General features: G+C 43.9%; 12 protein-coding genes, 1 tRNA gene and 1 rRNA gene. 7 read left to right on the plus strand and 7 right to left on the minus strand.

Annotation, left to right across the window (positions count from 1 at the left end; genetic code table 11):
• The 6 genes from rrf to FDF36_RS16030 form a co-directional block, all read left to right on the plus strand.
• Positions 1-76, plus strand: a 5S ribosomal RNA gene (gene rrf, locus FDF36_RS21585); the annotation flags it as partial.
• A gap of 207 nt (positions 77-283) precedes the next feature.
• Entirely contained in the window at positions 284-1327 is a 1044-nt protein-coding gene (locus FDF36_RS16010; RefSeq protein ID WP_220392020.1) for an efflux RND transporter periplasmic adaptor subunit, read from the plus strand.
• Entirely contained in the window at positions 1324-4356 is a 3033-nt protein-coding gene (locus FDF36_RS16015) for an efflux RND transporter permease subunit (protein WP_220392021.1), read from the plus strand. The genes FDF36_RS16010 and FDF36_RS16015 overlap by 4 nt, the downstream gene beginning before the upstream one ends.
• Positions 4357-4358: 2 nt before the next feature.
• Entirely contained in the window at positions 4359-5648 is a 1290-nt protein-coding gene (locus FDF36_RS16020) for a TolC family protein (protein WP_220392022.1), read from the plus strand.
• A gap of 42 nt (positions 5649-5690) precedes the next feature.
• Positions 5691-6716, plus strand: a complete 1026-nt coding sequence (locus FDF36_RS16025) for a sensor histidine kinase (RefSeq protein ID WP_220392023.1) — start codon at positions 5691-5693, stop codon at positions 6714-6716.
• Positions 6709-7482: a LytR/AlgR family response regulator transcription factor gene (locus tag FDF36_RS16030; RefSeq protein WP_220392024.1), complete on the plus strand. Its 774-nt coding sequence runs from the start codon at positions 6709-6711 to the stop codon at positions 7480-7482. The genes FDF36_RS16025 and FDF36_RS16030 overlap by 8 nt, the downstream gene beginning before the upstream one ends.
• 69 nt (positions 7483-7551) lie before the next feature.
• On the opposite strand, the gene FDF36_RS16035 is transcribed toward FDF36_RS16030, so the two are convergent.
• The 5 genes from FDF36_RS16035 to FDF36_RS16055 all read right to left on the minus strand — a co-directional run bounded on the left by FDF36_RS16035 (position 7552) and on the right by FDF36_RS16055 (position 10173).
• A tRNA-Ile gene (locus FDF36_RS16035) sits at positions 7552-7625 on the minus strand.
• 95 nt (positions 7626-7720) lie between these two features.
• A complete protein-coding gene (locus FDF36_RS16040; protein WP_005791909.1) occupies positions 7721-8032 on the minus strand; it encodes a DUF4491 family protein in 312 nt (103 codons plus the stop codon).
• Between the two features lie 3 nt (positions 8033-8035).
• Positions 8036-8500: an Lrp/AsnC family transcriptional regulator gene (locus tag FDF36_RS16045; protein WP_032529828.1), complete on the minus strand. Its 465-nt coding sequence runs from the start codon at positions 8498-8500 to the stop codon at positions 8036-8038.
• A 198-nt stretch (positions 8501-8698) separates the two neighbouring features.
• Entirely contained in the window at positions 8699-9568 is an 870-nt protein-coding gene (locus tag FDF36_RS16050; protein ID WP_005781660.1) for a BamJ family beta-barrel-assembly machinery protein, read from the minus strand.
• Positions 9569-9588: 20 nt separating this feature from the next.
• The gene (locus FDF36_RS16055) at positions 9589-10173 is read right to left on the minus strand and encodes a BamJ family beta-barrel-assembly machinery protein (protein WP_220392025.1); all 585 of its coding nucleotides are present in this window, start codon (positions 10171-10173) and stop codon (positions 9589-9591) included.
• A gap of 337 nt (positions 10174-10510) precedes the next feature.
• Here FDF36_RS16055 and FDF36_RS16060 point away from each other — a divergent pair, with 337 nt between their 5' ends.
• Entirely contained in the window at positions 10511-11221 is a 711-nt protein-coding gene (locus FDF36_RS16060) for an SIR2 family NAD-dependent protein deacylase (RefSeq protein ID WP_005781663.1), read from the plus strand.
• On the opposite strand, the gene FDF36_RS16065 is transcribed toward FDF36_RS16060, so the two are convergent.
• Together FDF36_RS16065 and FDF36_RS16070 are read right to left on the minus strand one after the other, a co-directional pair.
• Positions 11155-11928, minus strand: coding sequence for a glycosyltransferase family 2 protein (locus tag FDF36_RS16065; protein WP_220392137.1), 774 nt, complete (start codon positions 11926-11928; stop codon positions 11155-11157). The genes FDF36_RS16060 and FDF36_RS16065 overlap by 67 nt on opposite strands.
• Positions 11921-13186, minus strand: a complete 1266-nt coding sequence (locus tag FDF36_RS16070) for a glycosyltransferase family 4 protein (RefSeq protein WP_220392026.1) — start codon at positions 13184-13186, stop codon at positions 11921-11923. Before FDF36_RS16070 ends, FDF36_RS16065 begins: the two co-directional genes overlap by 8 nt.
• Between the last annotated feature and the right edge of the window lie 99 nt (positions 13187-13285).

The raw sequence follows: 13285 nt of genomic DNA on the forward strand, positions 1-13285 counted from the left end.
CATTCCGAACAGAGAAGTTAAGCCTGATCACGCCGATGGTACTGCGTAACAGTGGGAGAGTAGGTAGTCGCCGTTTTCAGAGAGTTCATCCCCTTGGGTCGAAAGACACGAGGGGATGACTTGTTTTATACCATACCCTGTTTAACAAGGATTCCCGACCACCTCTTTCTTAGTCCATCCGGTATATTCCAGATTCAACCTTCAGTTTTCCGGCTTCAGTATCTTTACTCCCCTATTGAATTATCCGATTATCTATTTTTGTTGAAAATTTAAAAGATAAGATATGAAGATAAGTGTATTATTAGCTGCTCTCCTGTTACTATTTTCTTGCATGGATAAAGACAGTAAACAGAGTCAGGACTTAATTGTCAAGACAGCACAAGCAGTTTCGGCCTCTGGGATCAAGACAACGGAGTTCCCGTTTATCGCACAACCTTTTCGTACCTCTGAGCTATCGTTTCGTGTCGGAGGTCCTATTGATCGTTTGGATGTATATGCCGGTAACCATTACAAACAAGGGAGTATTATTGCTGAAATAGACCCGCGTGATTTCCATATTCGCAAAGAACGGGCTGAAGCCATCTACCACCAAGCTAAAGTTGAATTTGAGCGGATAGAGAAGCTGTATGAGAAGAATAACGTTTCGGCCAGTACATACGAAAAGGCCAAGGTTGATTATACCACTGCTAAAGCAGCTTTTGATACCGCCTCTTACGAATTGGAGGATACTCGCTTGATAGCTCCATTTAATGGATATGTGGGAGAAGTGTATATAGAGAAGTTTCAGGATGTGAAGGCTACTCAGCCGGTCATTTCATTTATTGATATAGACCGGCTGAAAATGGAGATTTATGTTACTCAAGATATTGCATTTGCTTCACGTCCCGGAGATACTGTTCAGATACGTTTTGATACCCGGCCGGATAAGATTTATAAGGCAGGGATTATGGAAATATCGAAGGGGACAACCCGCAACAACCTTTCTTATTTACTAACGGCCATTTTACCAAATGAAAAAGGGGAATTACTGGCTGGAATGTCGGGTAAGGCAATATTTGATGTTTCCCGGGCAACAAATCCGGTTGGTGTTTCCATTCCGCAGACAGCTCTATGCCATCGTCCGTCGGAAGGTGATTATGTGTGGGTTGTAAACATTGCCACTCATCAGGTGAACCGTAGACAGGTGAAAAAGGGAAATCTGCTTCCTAACGGTTATATTATCATAATCGAGGGATTACAGGATAACGAGACTGTGGCTACAAGCGGACTACGCTTTTTATCAGATGGCATGAAAGTAACAATCTCTTCTAAGGCGAATTCATTATGAAAATGGTAAAGTACTTTCTACAGAAAAGGGCTGTTACAATCTTATTGTTGGTGCTGATATTGGCAGGAGGCCTGTTTTCTTATTTTAAAATGGGAAAATTGGAGGATGCCCCTTTTACTATTAAGCAAGCATTGGTTCTGACTTCTTATCCAGGAGCTTCACCGTCAGAAGTACAGTCGCAGGTTACCGACATTCTGGAAGAAGCCATACAATCTTTGGGTGAGCTTTATTATCTGAAAACAGAAAATCGTGCCGGACTATCGAAGATTACAGTTTATGTGAAGAAAGAAATCCGTGCTGACGAGATGCAGCAGCTATGGGATAAGTTGCGCCGGAAAGTGAATGATGTGCAGGATAAATTGCCGGCCGGTGCGGGAACTTCTATCGTGAACGATGACTTTGGTGATGTGCTCGGCGTGTTTTATGGACTGACGGGGGATAGCCATACGTATAGAGAACTGGAAGACCAGGCTAAACTGATAAAGAATGAATTGCTAAAAGTCAAGGATGTGGCGAAGATTGAGATCTATGGTGTGCAAACACCGACGATTGATATTCTAATCAGTCCTGCTGTGATGGCACAAAGTGGAGTTACGACTTCCGACATTGCACGAGCTTTTGAGGCTCAGAATAAAGTTGTGGATGCCGGTGGTATGGATGTCGGTACCAATCGTATCCGTATTGAGTCTACCGGTAACTTTTATTCGCTGAATGATATCCGGAATCTTACTATTGTTTCACGTAACGGTGAGCATTTTCGTTTGGCTGATATTGCGAAGATCGAGGAGAGTTATCAGACTCCTCCTGCAAACCAAATGCGTATAAATGGTAGTCCGGCAATTGGAATTGCCATTTCTACTGTACCGACAGGAAATGTCGTGGATATGGCAGAAGCTGTTAAAGCACGTATTGGTGAGTTGTCTCAAACCATGCCCGATGGTTATGAGTTGATCCCCATCTACGATCAAGGCTATGAATCGGCGGTAGCAAATCAAGGGTTTATCTTGAATCTGATTATTTCGGTTATTACTGTTGTTGCTATTCTGTTGTTCTTTATCGGATTCAGGAATGGGGTTCTGATAGGTAGCGGATTGGTTTTCTCTATCTTTGCCACCCTTATTGTTATGATGGCATGTGATATTGCTCTTCAGCGAATGTCGCTTGCCGCGATTATCATTGCTATGGGAATGCTGGTTGATAATGCCATCGTCGTATCCGATTCTGCACTGATTAACATGGAACGGGGAATGCGCAAGCGGGTTGCTATCATGCGTGCATGTTCGTCAACCGCTATGCCTTTATTGGCAGCGACAGTTATTGCTATCCTTACTTTCCTGCCGATTTACTATTCACCCCATATTACCGGAGAGCTGTTATCATCATTGGTCGTGGTGATTGGCGTTTCGTTGATGTTCAGTTGGGTATTTGCTTTGACACAGACTCCATTTTTCATTCAGGAGTTTGTACGACGTCCGCGTCCCGAAGAGTTGAAAGCATCCCTGTTTGACGGGAAGTATTATAATCTTTTCCGTAAAGCATTGCGTTGGGTACTTCGGCATCGCACGGTGACAGTTGCTTCGTTGATTGTTTTGTTGTTCTTTTCGGCCTGGAGTTTCAAGTATATTCCCAAGGTTTTTGTACCCGCTCTGGATAAGCAATACTTCACTGTCGATATGTGGTTGCCTGAAGGGACAGCGATTGAGGAGACTGACCGTATGGCGGGCGATATAGCCGATTATATTCGTAGGCATGAAGAAACGGAGATGGTTTCATCTTATATAGGTCGTACTCCGCCTCGTTATTATTTATCGAATATATCTTTTGGTCCACAATCCAACTATGCCCAATTGTTAGTGAAGTGTAAGAGCTCCAAAGAATCAAGGACGCTGAATGCTCTGTTGCAGGATTCTATCCGGCTGAAATACCCGGAACCTCTGATCAAGGTGAATAAGTTTGAATTAAGTCCACTAACGGAGGCTATGATAGAAGCTCGCTTTCTGGGGCCTGATCCTGCCGTTTTGGACTCGTTGACAGGCGTAGCGATAGAAATTATGCGTCGTAATCTTAAAGTGGCAGATGCACGCAATGAATGGGGAAATATGACGATGGTGATACGGCCGGTTTACGATCCGGTGAAGGCCGGTGTCCTTGGCATAACCAAAGCACAGATGATGGAGTCTGTAAAATCGATTAGCGACGGAACCAGAGTGGGAGTTTATCGCGACGGTGAAAAGAAAGTTCCTGTGTTATTGAAGTCAGAGGGAGTTGACATTACAGATGTCCGTTCTTTGGGTAATTTCTCGGTGTGGAACGGAGAACATTCGGCGCCTCTGTCGCAGGTGACGGAACGCATCGAGTCAGTATGGGAATGGCCGCAGATCCGTACTTACAACCGGCAGCTGTCTATGGCTGCTATGTGTGGAGTGAAACCTGGTCATACAATGGCCGAAGTGCATGGAGAAATTCGTGAAGAGATAGAAGCGATGGAGCTGCCCGAGGGTTATACTTTCTTTTGGGACTCACAGTACAAAGATCAGGGGGAAGCGATGCAGGCAATCGGTAAATTCTTTCCGTTGGCTTTTCTTGTGTTGGTAGTTATTCTGGTCGCTTTGTTCGGTAACTTCCGTGATCCGGTTATTATCCTGTGTGTACTTCCGTTATCCATCATTGGAGTAGCCATAGGTATACTTCTGACTGGATTTGATTTCGGTTTCTTTCCGATTGCCGGATGGCTGGGGTTATTGGGCATGGTTATCAAGAATGTGATTGTATTGCTTGATGAAATAGATGTGCAGCGCCGGGAGGGGGTTGTTCCTTATACGGCTGTGATTGAATCTACGGTTTCGAGAACTCGTCCGGTGTTGATGGCCGCCACGACAACAATTCTGGGTATGGTTCCCCTGTTGTTTGATATAGCATTTGGAGGAATGGCAGCTACTATCATTTTCGGGCTGACATTTGCCACATTGCTGACCCTTTTTGTGACTCCGGCACTTTATGCTATGTTTTATAAGATAAAAGAGAAATGACGATGAAGAAAATAAACAGATGGCTTATACTTTTGTTGTGTGTTCCGACGGCTTCTTTTGCTCAGCAAAATAATCTGCTGCAGAAGTACAGGTCGATGGCTATAGATTATAACCACGACCTGAAAGCTGCGGATAAGAATATCGCTGCAAGTATCGAATTGGAGAAAGCGGCACAGAAGGACCTGAGACCCAAATTGTCGGGGGATGCGAATTTTCAGTATACCGGTAATCCCCTTCAGTTGAATCTTGACTTACCCTCGATGCAAAATCCGATGACTTTTGAAGGGAGAAATATGAAGTACGGGGCTTCACTCTCTTTATTGCAACCTATTTATACAGGTGGACGATTGTTGGAGAATATCCGGTTAGCTAAGCATCAGCAAAGTCTGGCCACATATCAAGCCGATTATTTCCGTTCGGCTGTGTGTTATCAGACAGATATGCAATACTGGAATACTGTTGCGCGTTCGGAAATAGTCCGCATAACTACCGAATACCGTAATTCGGTCGCTACTCTCTCTCAGACCATTCGGGAACGGGTGGAAGCTGGATTGGTCGATCCTCAGGATTTGCTCATGGCGGAAGTGAAACTGAATGAAGCGGAGTATCAGCTGTTGCAGGCTAAGAGAAATCTTGAAACAGGACGTATGGCACTAAACTCTCTGATTGGTGTAGAACTTCATGCCCCGACTGAAATAGAAGATACGATTTCTGCAGTTGTATTAGATGGGGAGTTATGGGAGACTGGTGGGACCGACCGTCCGGAGTTGAAAATGGCTTATGCTCGGATTAAAATAGCAGAAAGCTCAAAGAAATTGACAGATGCTAAATATAAGCCTCAATTTTATGTAGGTGTGGATGGAAGTTATTCTTCACCCGGTTATGATTTCCATTCTGATCTCGATCCTAATTATGCGGTTTACGCCAAGCTGTCCGTTCCATTATTCGAATGGGGGAAAAGACGTGATGAAAAGCGGGCTGCGTCTTTGAAAATAGGTATGGCAACCGACAACTTGAACCTGGTAACTGATCAGATAAAACTGGAAGTTGAAACAGCCCGCGTTTCGCTTTTCCAAGCCTTGGAGCAGGTACGGCTTACCGAAAGCTCACTGGGCAAGGCTCTTGGAAACGAACGTATGTCATTGGAACGGTATACTGAAGGGAAGGCCTCTGTCATAGAAGTGATTGAGGCACAAACGTATCGGCAAGCCTCCCAAATCAACCATGTACAAGCGAAAGTCTCGGCACAAGGATCTTATTCCGAATTGATCAGAGCTTTGAATAAATATTAAATAGTTTATGATAATTACCCGAAATATGATAGCTTTGTTCGCATGAAATGGAATACCCTGTTATATGGTCTGCTATTCTCGGGATTAGGTATCTTTTCCTATCTCCTGCTTGTCAACTATACGGAGCTCACTCCTAAAGTAGCGGATGTTCTCTATTCAAAGGGAGCATTCGTTTTCTTTATTGCAGCTCTCAATGTGCTGGGATATTCTACACTTCGGATCAGTTCGTGGATAAACAATCAGTATGCACTCAATATCCGCCATCGTTGGAAAATAACAGCTACTTATCTCGTCGTAACCCTGTTGTTCCTTCTGCTGAACTATGGTCTGCTGATTACTGCCAAATTATTGGTAGGCCTGCCCAATCTGTTCACTTTCTCGAATGGTGGTTGGCGTATCCTGATTGTAGTCTGGTTGGTAGAACTTGTGATTGTAGGCTTACTATTGGCAAATCGTTCCATCCAGAACAACCTGAAACTGCAGCAAGAAGCTGCAAAATTGCAAACGGAGAACGATACTGCCCGTTATACGGCTTTGCAGAGTCAGTTGAATCCTCATTTCCTGTTCAACAGTCTCAATACATTGATTGCTGAGATAGAATACAATCCGGGCAATGCGGTACGTTTCACCAAGCATTTGTCCAGTGTATACCGTTATGTATTACAATGCCAGGATAAAACATTGGTTACGTTGGCAGAAGAACTGGAGTTTTTACAATCTTACTTGTTCCTGCACGAAGTTCGTTTAGGGGACTGTATTAGCTGTAACTGTTGTATTCCTTCCGGATATACCGGTTGCATGCTGCCCCCGCTGACTTTGCAGTTGTTGGCAGAGAATGTTATTAATCACAATTCCATCACATTGAGTAAACCCATGAAAATAGAGATCTGCTTAGAGGAAGAGTATCTTGTGGTGAGTAATCCCATACAACCGAAGAAGAGCCATGAATCTCCGGGCGTAGGGTTGAAAAATTTATCCAACCGTTGCCTGTTAATGCTTGGCAAAGAGATAATCATCCAAAGGGAAGAGAAAGTATTTACCGTAAAAGTTCCTTTACTGTATGAATAAGTTAAATGTAGTTATTATAGAAGATGAAATTCCGGCTGCACGTCTGCTGCATTCAATGGTGTCCGGACTTCGTCCACAATGGACTCTGACTATGATTCCGGGCAATGTAGACGAAGCTGTAGCTTGGTTTCATGAGCATCCCCATCCTGATCTTATCTTCCTCGACATACATCTGGCAGACGGGAATGCCTTTGATTTTCTTTCTGCGGTACATCCTTCCTCTGTCATTATCTTTACTACAGCGTATGACCAGTATGCCATCCGTGCATTTACGGTCAACAGTATCGACTACATACTTAAGCCGATAGACGAGAAGCGCTTGTCGGAAGCTATTGTGAAATATGAAAGCTTACTGAATAATGCAGTTCCCCGGCCGGAAGATTATCTGGGTGTCCTGCTTGAAACACTTCAACACAAAGAGAAACGTTACCGTACCCGTTTCCTTATTTCCGGGGTAGACCGTTTCTGGTCTTTACAAGTTGCGGATATTGTCTACTTTTATTCCGAGAATAAAGTGACATTTGCTGTTACCCGGAAAGGTCAGGAACATATCATCGATCTGTCTTTGAATAAACTGATGGAACAGTTGGATCCGGAACGTTTTTTCCGTGCCAACCGTCAGGTCCTTGTCAGTATCGATGCAATCGACCATGCCGAGCCTTTTTTTAACGGAAAAATAGTAGTAACCGTCCGTCCGCCTTATAAATCGAAAATTACGATCAGCGAAGAGAAGCTTTCTGCTTTCAAACTATGGCTGAATCATTGAGAAAATAATTGTTAAGGTATGTATAAAACGAAATCGACCATAGATTATATAATCTATAGTCGATTTCAGTGGGCCAACTAGGGCTTGAACCTAGGACCTCCAGATTATGAGTCTGTTGCTCTAACCAACTGAGCTATAAGCCCGATGTATCCTTTGTATCGGATGCGGGGACAAAATTAATGCTTTTGGGTGAATTATGCAAATATTTCAGCCAAAAACTGACTCTTTTACGTATGTCTCAAAACTTGTATGTCCGTTTGGGATTCTTAGGGAACCAACCTTTTTTCACTCGTTCTTCTTGTTCAAAGACTTCTTTGATAGTCCAGAAAGAAGAAAAAGCAAATACACCCAGAAGAGACGAAACAAGTATGTTGTCGGTGCTCAACGAGGCAGCTACCCCTGCGATACCCAATATCAGGAAGATCCACCAGCATTTCGTTCCCCAATAATATTCCGCTTTTACCACAACAGGGTGAAACAAGCCTATAATCAGAAACGTGCAGATCCCAATAAGTAACCCTGACAGGTGATATTCATTCAACCACTCCATCGGTTATTTATCTGCGTGGATAGGGATTTCTTTCTTGATGCTTTGCTCCAGCGAGATCAGGGTTTCGGTGGCAGTCACTCCCGGTATCTCCTGCATTTTGTTGTTTAGCAAGTCCATCAGGTGTTCGTTGTCGCGTGCATATACTTTGGTCAGCATGGTATATGGGCCGGTCGTGAAGTGACATTCTACGATTTCCGGAATATTCTGTAACTCGGCTACTACAGCTTTATACATAGAGCCTTTTTCCAGTTTGATACCAACATAAGTACAGGTACGATAGCCCAGAGATTTCGGGTTTACATGATAACCTGAGCCTACAATGACTCCCAGGTCAATCAGTCTCTGCACGCGTTGATGGATAGCCGCACGTGAAACGCCGCATTCTGCTGCCACATCTTTAAAAGGGATACGGGCGTTCTGAGAAATAATCTCCAGAATCTGCCTGTCAAGGTTGTCTATTTTTTCCATAATAATAAATGTAAATTCCAATTGTTATCAAATAGTAAGCAAATATAGAGATTTATTTTAATTTCTCTATATAAAAGTCAGAAAAAACAGAAAAATCGTATACTTTCTATTATAATTATCCGGATGCAAAAAAAGAGATGCCGGATACAATTATCCGGCATCTCTCCTGTTTGTTTTTCAGCAAAGCCTGACAGCTTCTTATTTTTCTATACCCAGCAATTCGATTTCGAATACCAATGCTGAGAACGGTTTAATCTGTCCCATGTCTCTTGAGCCGTAAGCCAGTTCTTGCGGGATGTAAAGCTCCCATTTAGAACCTACAGGCATCATTTTCAGAGCTTCTGTCCAACCTTTGATAACTCCGCCTACGTTAGTCACGAACGGTTCGTTACGTGTGTAAGTGCTTTCGAACTCTGTTCCGTCAATCAGTTTGCCTCTGTAGTTTACTTTCACTTTACATGTATCGTTAGGAATTTCACCCTTACCTTCAGTGATCACTTTGTACTGTAATCCGCTTGCAGTGGTTTTTACTCCTTCTTTTGTTTTGTTTTCAGCAAGGAACTTTTCACCAGCAGCTTTGTTATCGGCATATTTTTTCTCGGCAGCTTTTCCTTTGATGCTTTCCATCATCTTTTGAATCAGCACCTGAGCCTCTTCCGGAGTGATTTTCATATCTTTGTTAAGTACACCTGCGAACACACCTGCAAGGATATCGCTCTTGTTGACAGTCATAGTCGAGTCGTCAGCGAACAGCTGATGGTTCATACCTTTGATAGCCTGAGGGCCTGCCATCTGTGAGCCAATCTGCAGACCGAGCAGATAAGCCTGGTCTTTTTTGCTTGTCTTATTGGCAGCATCGTTTACGCCTTTCAGGAAGTCTGCAATGTATGCTGTATCCATTTCCATGCGCTGTGACAGATAATCTTTCAGACCGTTGGTTTGGCTGATACCGATGGCGTATGACAGTGAATCTACATCTGTTTTGAGAGTGGCTTTAGGAGCCTGAGCCGTACATGAAGCTAAGCCTGTAGCTATGGCTACAGCTGCTAAAATACTTACTTTTTTCATTTTGCTTTACGATTTTATTTTTATAATACTTCGATTAATTCTACTTCGAATACGAGTGTGCTGTGAGGAGGGATCATTTCTCCTGCTCCCTGTGCGCCGTAAGCTAATTCAGAAGGAATATAAAGTTTCCATTTTGAACCTTCCGGCATCAATTGCAAAGCCTCTACCCATCCTGGGATTACTTGGTTTACACCAAAAACGGCAGGTTGTCCGCGTTTGATAGAGCTGTCGAACAAAGTTCCGTCAATCAGTGTACCTTCATAATGGCATTTCACCTGATCGGTAGCCTGGGCTTTTTTCCCTTTACCTTCAGTGATTACTTCGTATTGTAGTCCACTTGGCAGGGTAACAATATTCGGTCTTTTTTTGTTTTCTTCCAAAAAGGCTTTTCCCTGTTCAATGTTAGTTGCATTCATTTTGGTTTCCAGCTCTTCGAAATATTTATTCACGATTTCGCGGGCTTCCTGATGGCTAATGGCTGTCTGGTTTCCTTCGAGCACATCTTTTATAGCTTGAGCAAAGTCATCTACTGAGATGCCTTTAGCACCCATTCCTAATAAATTCTGACCAATCCCGAGGCCAATTGCATAACTAAATTTATCCATATATTTTTTGTTGGAGACTGAATATTCTATTTCACTTTCAGTCAGTTGCAAATTAATAAGTGGCAAAAGTAAGTGTTTTATTTGAATGATTTTACTTTTTGGTTTTAAAATTTCTTATTATCGGCTAACTTCGTAACCGGGATGGAAGATGTTTTTGGGAGAGACTGTTTGTATTATCCAATATGATCTGGGGCAGGCAGTGATGAGAAAGGTATTGGGAGGGAATGGAATGTTTGGTGGTTTCTTCGTTTATTTGCGGATTTTGATTAAATTTGTGAGACTTCTCTCCGATTTTTTGAAACAGGTAGAGGAGGCCTTTTTTAAAATAATAGTTAGTATGAAGAATCTGGTTGTATTGTCAGGTGCCGGGATGAGCGCCGAAAGTGGCATCAGTACCTTTCGTGACGCAGGAGGGTTGTGGGATCGTTATCCGGTGGAGCAGGTAGCTACCCCCGAGGGGTATGCGCGTAATCCCGAATTGGTGGTCCGTTTCTATAATGAACGACGTAAGCAGTTGCTGGAAGTAGTACCCAATCGGGGGCACGAATTGCTGGCCGAACTCGAGAAAGATTTCCGTGTAACGATTGTAACGCAGAACATAGACAACCTACACGAACGGGCAGGCAGCAGCCACATCATCCATTTGCATGGTGAACTGACTAAGGTATGTTCAAGCCGGGATCCGAATAACCCCCACTACATTAAAGAACTGAGGCCGGAGGAGTTTGAAGTAAAGATGGGTGATCTTGCCGGAGACGGTTCGCAGCTTCGTCCGTTTATAGTTTGGTTTGGTGAGTCGGTCCCGGAGATAGAGACAGCTATCAATTGGGTAGAAAAAGCCGATATCTTTGTGATTATCGGTACATCGATGAATGTATATCCTGCAGCGGGGTTGCTTAATTACGTACCTCGGAATGCAGAAGTATACCTTATCGATCCCAAACCGGTGGATGTGCATAGCTTCCGCCCGATACATGTCATTCAGAAAGGAGCGTCGGAAGGAGTGGCTGATTTGATGAAGAGACTTCTTACCACAAACCAGGCATGATATGCAAGGGTACTCAGTAAACCATAATATCGGGTCATGATGCGGAACCGTTCGAGAAGTGATTTCTTGCGGTTCTGCGTTGTCATCCCCTCTTCCAGATAATCAACCAGAGTGAGATGTGTGTTGTGTAAGGTGCGTGCCTTCTTCATGATACGTATGCACCAGTCAAAGTCTGCCGAGAAGTGATACTGTAAGTCATATGGTTCGACGAGTGTGTGGCGGGCAAAGAAAGCCTGATGGCATACAAGCATTCCCTGTTTGAAACTTTTCCAGGACAGGGTCTCCGGTGCCGATAACCTGCGCATGCGGAGGAAGTGTCTTTCTGTGTCTACCAAGGCGGTTTGCCCATACAACACGTCGGGCAGCTCATTGGCATTGATGGAGTGAACCATCTTTTGCAGTGTATCGTCTTCATGGAAACTGTCCCCGGCATTCAGAAAACAAAGATAGTCTCCCGTTGCCAGGGCAATCCCTTTGTTCATTGCGTCATAAAGTCCTTTGTCCGGTTCACTCACCACTTGGCTGATCCGGCCCCGGTATCGGTTTACAATCGCCATAGTGCCGTCTTTCGATGCACCGTCAATGATGATATATTCCACATGATGATAGGTCTGTGAAATCACGCTCTGTATGGTATCCTCCAATACCTTTTCGGCATTGTAAGTCACCGTGATGACTGAGAACCTGGGGCTGAGATGACTATGCATATCTTCCTGTAATTTTGTTGTAGACATCGATGTATCTCTTGGCGATGATACTTTCCGAATAGTTGGCAATCGCTTTCCGGTTAGCTTGTTCCGAGAGGGAGGGATAGTCCGGATCGGTCAGTGCCCAGTAAATACCGTTGGCAAAATCTTCGGATGATTTGTATTGTGCTACATATCCGTTATGCAGATGATCTATCATTTCCGGGATGCCGCCTACGTTAAAGCCAATGCAAGGTACACCGCATGCCATAGCTTCCATGATGGTATTAGGCAGATTCTCTTCCAGTGAGGGGGTGACAAAGAGGTCGACTGCATTGTAGACATCCACCAGCTCGTGTTCGTTGCTTACATAGTTAAGCGGGTATACTTTGAAGGGAAGAAGTGATTTCAGTTGTTCCGATTGTTTGCCAAAGACAACGACACCAAGCGATTCTTTTAATTCTGGGTGCCTATCTGCCAGTAGCTTGCACGACTCAATCAGATAATCGATGCCTTTCCGCTTATCGGTAATTTTTGCCGAACCGAAAAGGATCAGTTTACCATTTTGGGGTAGATGACATTTGCGGCGCGCTTCTTTTTTGTCTCTGGGTTTGAAAAGATTGGTATTTATGGGGTTAGGAATACTGATTACTGTCTCTCCTGCCAGCAAGGCACTCTTTTCGGCCTGTCCTTTCAGCCATTGGCTGCAAGTGATAAAAGTGATCGGGGCTTCTTTATAGAGTTGTTGCTTCTTATGAAAGATACGGTTTGACAAATCTTTCTTGCTTCCTCCTCCGTATAGGTACGGGCAGTGATGGCATTCCTGATGATAGTTGATACATTCGCGGGCGTGATGGCAAATGCCCGTGCAGGGCCACATGTCATGCATGGTCCATACGACCGGTTTACCGGATTTCAGTATCTTCCGGATATCGTTTAATGACAACATTCCCTGATTCACCCAATGCAGATGGATGACGTCTGCCTGCTGGAACTCGGGCAAGCTTGTAATATCCGTACCCGTATTGGCTATATCGACTGCGAAAAGATTATTTTTCTTGAAGCGGTTGGCTTTCCAGATGACGATACGTTCCCAAACGAACCTCCATACTTGCCACCAGTTACGTTGCAGACCTACTACACTGATCTGGTCGGTTTGCTTGTCGCGCACCAGCATTTTGGCTTTGATACCGTTGTTCTTCAACGATTCCATCAGGCGGCTTGCCGCAACGGCTGCTCCACCCATACGTTCGGAAGTATTGATAATTAAAACTCTCATTCGATCGAAATGTTTTGGCAAAAGTAGTGGTTTTCGGTGAGAAACCGTACAAAGTCACATATTATTTGTACTTTTGCGGCACTTATAGATAAGGAGATA

Origin of the sequence: Bacteroides fragilis (genome assembly GCF_019583405.1) — a bacterium.
GTDB lineage: Bacteria > Bacteroidota > Bacteroidia > Bacteroidales > Bacteroidaceae > Bacteroides > Bacteroides fragilis_B.

Coding starts and splice junctions, on each gene's coding strand:
- FDF36_RS16010 (WP_220392020.1), top strand. CDS start 284: ATGAAGATAAGTGTATTATTAGCTGCTCTCCTGTTACTATTTTCTTGC.
- FDF36_RS16015 (WP_220392021.1), top strand. CDS start 1,324: ATGAAAATGGTAAAGTACTTTCTACAGAAAAGGGCTGTTACAATCTTA.
- FDF36_RS16020 (WP_220392022.1), top strand. CDS start 4,359: ATGAAGAAAATAAACAGATGGCTTATACTTTTGTTGTGTGTTCCGACG.
- FDF36_RS16025 (WP_220392023.1), top strand. CDS start 5,691: ATGAAATGGAATACCCTGTTATATGGTCTGCTATTCTCGGGATTAGGT.
- FDF36_RS16030 (WP_220392024.1), top strand. CDS start 6,709: ATGAATAAGTTAAATGTAGTTATTATAGAAGATGAAATTCCGGCTGCA.
- FDF36_RS16040 (WP_005791909.1), bottom strand. CDS start 8,032: ATGGAGTGGTTGAATGAATATCACCTGTCAGGGTTACTTATTGGGATC.
- FDF36_RS16045 (WP_032529828.1), bottom strand. CDS start 8,500: ATGGAAAAAATAGACAACCTTGACAGGCAGATTCTGGAGATTATTTCT.
- FDF36_RS16050 (WP_005781660.1), bottom strand. CDS start 9,568: ATGAAAAAAGTAAGTATTTTAGCAGCTGTAGCCATAGCTACAGGCTTA.
- FDF36_RS16055 (WP_220392025.1), bottom strand. CDS start 10,173: ATGGATAAATTTAGTTATGCAATTGGCCTCGGGATTGGTCAGAATTTA.
- FDF36_RS16060 (WP_005781663.1), top strand. CDS start 10,511: ATGAAGAATCTGGTTGTATTGTCAGGTGCCGGGATGAGCGCCGAAAGT.
- FDF36_RS16065 (WP_220392137.1), bottom strand. CDS start 11,928: ATGCATAGTCATCTCAGCCCCAGGTTCTCAGTCATCACGGTGACTTAC.
- FDF36_RS16070 (WP_220392026.1), bottom strand. CDS start 13,186: ATGAGAGTTTTAATTATCAATACTTCCGAACGTATGGGTGGAGCAGCC.